Origin of the sequence: Streptomyces sp. WELS2 (genome assembly GCF_013870595.1) — a bacterium.
Classification (GTDB): domain Bacteria; phylum Actinomycetota; class Actinomycetes; order Streptomycetales; family Streptomycetaceae; genus Streptomyces.
In genome coordinates this window covers 1-4,725 of record NZ_JACBWZ010000494.1, presented here as the reverse complement: position 1 = coordinate 4,725, position 4,725 = coordinate 1, and the positions used below count along the sequence as shown (strand labels likewise).

The following is a 4,725-nucleotide window of genomic DNA, read 5'->3' as shown; positions in this document are numbered from 1 at the left end:
ACGGTGATCGTGCACTCCACGGACGACTACCAGGTGGACGAGGTGGGTGCCTGCCTCAAGGCCGCCCAGGAGCTGGTCGACGCGGCGGCGGAGGACGCCAAGCAGCTCGCCGAGGAGATGGACGGCAAGGAGACCGAGGAGCTGAAGGCGGCGCTCGGCGCGGCCCAGGGCGGCCGGCTGCCGCGCGGGACGGCGGGGGTGGTGAAGGACCTGGAGGACATGCAGAAGCGCCGCAGGACCCGCACGCAGCGCGACAGCCTGGACGTGGCCCTCGGTGACCTCACCGCCTTCTACCGCGATGTCCTCGCCCTCCAGCTCGGCACGCGCGTGGCGATCGCCAACGCCGACGCCGAGGACGCCCTGGAGCGGCTGGCACGCGGCAGCACGCCGGAGTCCACGCTCCGCCGCATCGAGGCGATCTCCGCGTGCCGTGAGGCCCTGGACCGCAATGTGGCCCCGCTGCTGGCGGTGGAGGCGATGACGATGGCACTGCGGGCGGGCTGAAACGCGGTGGCGCGGCGGGGCCGACCCGCTCGGGACGCGAGGTCGGGGGAGGGGCCGGCCGGTCCGGGTGGCGTGCGTGTCCCCCGTAGGAGGCACAAAGTCCACGCACCGCACCCGACACGTCGCGGAGCGTTACGCTCGCCTGATGCGAACCAGGCCAGCTCCCCGTACCCGCGGTCCCCGCCGCGCCCACCGGATCCGAGGCACCCACCCCCGGGCGACGGCCCGTCTCACGACCACGCTCCTCGCGGCCGCCGCGCTGCTGGTGTCCGCCTGCTCTCCCGGGAACCCGGCGGCGTCGTCCGGCGGAACGGTGCAGGCGGCGGCGCTCGCCGCACTGCCCCGTACGACGCCGACGGCACTGACGCCGTACTACACCCAGCGGCTGCGCTGGCGGGAGTGCGGTGTCCCCGGATTCGAGTGCGCGACGATGAAGGCCCCGCTGGACTACGCCGATCCCGGCGCGGGCACCGTCCGGCTCGCCGTCGCCCGCAAGAAGGCCACGGGCACGGCCGGGCGGCTGGGCTCGTTGCTGGTCAACCCGGGTGGCCCGGGCGGCTCGGCGGTGGAGTACCTCCAGCAGTACGCGGGCCTCGGCTACCCGGCGCGGATCCGCGCCCGCTACGACATGGTGGCGATGGATCCGCGGGGCGTCGCCCGCAGCGAGCCCGTGAAGTGCCTCGACGGGCGGCAGATGGACGCGTACGCACAGACCGACATGACGCCCGACGACCAGCGGGAGCGGGACGCGCTGGTCGCGGCGGACCGGAGGTTCGCGGAGAGCTGCGGGGCCCACTCGGCGCGGCTGCTGCGGCACGTGTCCACGGTGGAGGCGGCCCGGGACATGGACATCCTGCGGTCGGTGCTCGGGGACCGGAGGCTGAACTACGTCGGGGCGTCGTACGGCACGTTCCTCGGGGCGACGTACGCGGGACTGTTCCCCGAGCGGGTCGGGCGGGTGGTGCTGGACGGCGCGATGGATCCGTCCCTGGACGCCCGCAGGCTGAACCTGGACCAGACGGCGGGCTTCGAGACGGCGTTCCAGGCGTTCGCGCGGGACTGCGTACGACGGTCCGACTGCCCGCTCGGCGGCAGGGGTACGACGCCCGCGCGGGTCGGCGACCGGCTGCGGGCGTTCTTCCGCGAGCTGGACGCCCGCCCGTTGCCGTCGGGCGACGCGGACGGCCGCAGGCTGGGGGAGGCGCTGGCCACGACCGGGGTGATCGCGTCGATGTACGACGAGGGGACCTGGGCGCAGTTGCGCGAGGCGCTCACCTCGGCGATCAAGGAGCACAACGGTGCGGGCCTGCTGTCCCTCGCGGACACCTACTACGAGCGGGACGCCGACGGCCACTACAGCAACCTGATGATGGCCAACGCGGCCGTGAACTGCCTGGACCTGCCGTCGGCGTTCTCCGGCCCCGAGGAGGTCGAGAAGGCGCTGCCCGCGTTCGAGAAGGCGTCCCCGGTCTTCGGGCCCGGCCTGGCCTGGGCCTCGCTGAACTGCGCGTACTGGCCGGTGCGGGCCACCGGGGAGCCGCACCGCATCGAGGCGAGGGTCGCGGCACCGATCGTGGTGGTCGGCACGGTCCGCGACCCGGCGACGCCCTATCGCTGGGCCCGCTCCCTGGCCGGCCAGCTCTCCTCGGCCCGCCTGCTGACGTACGCCGGTGACGGCCACACGGCGTACGGGCGGGGCAGCGGCTGCATCGACCTGGCGATCGACACCTACCTCCTCCAAGGCACCCCGCCACCCCCCGGAAAACGCTGCTCCTGACCCTCCCACCCACCCCGGAACCCCCTGCTCCGGGGTGGGTACGAAGCACCCCCGGAAACTGTGTAGACTTACCGACGTTGCCGACCGCACCATGGTGCGAGCAGCACGCCGCTTTAGCTCAGATGGCCAGAGCAACGCACTCGTAATGCGTAGGTCTCGGGTTCGAATCCCGAAAGCGGCTCCATCGCGAAGACCACCCGGGAACGTTCCTGGGTGGTCTTTCGGCGTTCAGTGGATGTGGCGATGACGGCGGGCGCGGGCCGCCAGGGGCCGACGGTGGTCACGCCGAGACGGTCATGGAGTGGCAGGTGCGGTGGGAGGCGCTGACACACGGGGGCGAATGGGCGCCGGCCCGGCGTGCGCGTTCTCGTGGGAGGGGCGGGACGGGGCCCCGGTCGTTCACCTCCGCCGGCCGGGGCCCTTGTCGTCCCCGGATCCAGCCTGCGGCGACACTCCCCCGAGTTACGCGACATACGCGCGCGCCGTCGAGCCAGATCCGATGGAATGATCAGATCAGGATTCGCCAACGGATCGCTAACATGTGGCCAACGGTTCGTCCTTGGGCCGCTGAACGGTTGGCTCGAACTTGCCCTTCGGGAGCGGGAAAAGTCCCTCGGACGAGGGGGGTTCCGCAGGCCGTTCGGTGGGCAGGAAGTGGCGGGAAACCGTTGTGGACAGGGCGGGTTTCCGCCAGACATCGGCGGGCAGACGCCCGCCGCGGAGCGCGGTCGGCCCGGCCGCGCGGGAAGGCTGTGGAGCGGCGTGATGCGGCGGTGCGAGCTGCGCTTCGGACTGCTGGGACCGCCGGTCCTCTACGACCGACTGTCGTACGAAGTCCCGTACGAAGCCTCCCACGGGGTCTCGGGAGACGCCTCACCCCAGGCCCTCGGTCCCCTGGCTTCCCGCCGTGTCGCGGACAAGGCCGCTGAGTCCGGGGCCGACGTCGCCGAGCGGCACGTCCGGTCCATCGGCAGCCCCAAGGTCCGTGCCCTGCTCGCCGCGCTGCTGCTGGAGCCGGGCCGGGTCGTCTCCGTCGAGGTGCTGAAGGACGCGCTGTGGGGCGGCGCGCCGCCCGTCTCCGCGCGGGCGTCCCTGCACAACCACGTCACCCGGCTGCGCCGGCTCCTGGACGACCCCGAGCGGCTCCGGGCCGTACCGCCGGGCTATGTGCTGCGGGTCGACCACGGCGAACTCGACGTGCACGTCTTCGACGCCCGGGCCGCCGAGACACGGGCCGCGCACGCCCTGCGGGACTGGCCGGGCGTGCTGCGGGCCAGCGCCGACGCGCTCGCGCTGTGGCGCGGCACCCCGCTCGGCGGACTCCCCGCCGACATCGGCGGCTACGCCTTCGTGCAGCGCCTGGAGCAGGCCCGGCTGCTCCTGCTGGAGTGGCGGTACGACGCCGAACTCGCCCTCGGCGGCGCCCGTTTGTCCGCCCTCGTGCCCGAGCTGACGGCCCTGGCCGCCGAGCACCCGCTGCGCGAGGCGTACCACCGTCAGCTGATGCTCGCCCTGCACCGCACCGGGCGCCAGGCCGAGGCCCTCGCCGTCCACCGCGATCTGCGCGCCCGTCTGGTGGAGGAACTCGGTATCGAACCCGGTCCGGCGGTCCGCGAGGCGCATGTCGAGGTGCTGCGCGACCGGGGCGGGCAGGCGCGTGGTGAAGTCCGGTCAGGGCTGCGGCCGGCGGAGGAGCCGCGCACCGGGGACGCCGTCGGCACCGACGACGGCACCGGCTTCGGCGGTACCGGCGGCGAGGGCGCCGGCCCCGCGAGCGCCGTCGACGACCCCGTCTCCGCCGGGCGGCCCGACGCGTCCCCCGTGTCCCCGGCCCCACAGCCGGACCCCACGACCGCCGGTTCCCCTCAGGACGGCGCCGGCCCGCCCGTGCCACAGACCCCGCGCCCGGCCCAGCTGCCCGCGCCGCCGGCCCACTTCACCGGGCGGACGGACGTACGGCGCGAGTTGCGCCAGGCGCTGACCGGCCCGCCCGCCCCCGTCCCCGCCGTCGTGGTGATCAGCGGCATGGCCGGGGTCGGCAAAAGCGCTCTGGCCCTGCACGTGGCCCATGAGCTGCGGGAGCTCTTCACCGACGGTCAGCTCTACGTCAATCTGCACGGCGCCACCCCCGGCATGACCCCGCTCACCGCCGCCCAGGCACTCGCCGCGCTGCTGCGCGATCTCGGCGTGGGCCCCCGCAACATCCCCGAACACCCCGATGCCGCCGCCGCGTTGCTCCGCTCGCTGCTCGCCCCCGCCCGCCTCCTGCTGGTGCTGGACGACGCGGCGAACGCGGCCCAGGTCCGGCCGCTGCTGCCGGCCGGGCCCGGCTGTGCGGTGATCGTCACCAGCCGCTCACCGCTCACCGCCCTCGACGGCGCCCGGCGCTTCCCGCCCGCCTGCTGGACGCGCCGCTCACCCTGCTGACGGCCGCCGACGAGGAC

Annotated in this window: 2 protein-coding genes, 1 tRNA gene and 1 pseudogene; all 4 read left to right on the top strand. The window is 74.2% G+C overall.

The window, feature by feature from the left end; all coding sequences use genetic code 11:
* Positions 1 to 504, top strand: a 504-nt coding sequence (locus tag H5J33_RS24075; RefSeq protein WP_309485479.1) for a DNA polymerase III subunit delta' C-terminal domain-containing protein, incomplete at its 5' end; no start/stop codon positions are given.
* A gap of 145 nt (positions 505 to 649) precedes the next feature.
* Positions 650 to 2,281 (top strand): alpha/beta hydrolase, encoded by a 1,632-nt coding sequence (locus H5J33_RS24070; protein WP_181796979.1) that lies wholly within the window; start codon positions 650 to 652, stop codon positions 2,279 to 2,281.
* A gap of 107 nt (positions 2,282 to 2,388) precedes the next feature.
* Positions 2,389 to 2,465, top strand: a tRNA-Thr gene (locus H5J33_RS24065).
* Positions 2,466 to 3,046: 581 nt separating this feature from the next.
* Positions 3,047 to 4,675, top strand: a pseudogene (locus H5J33_RS24060) (BTAD domain-containing putative transcriptional regulator); the annotation flags it as partial.
* Positions 4,676 to 4,725: the final 50 nt, after the last annotated feature.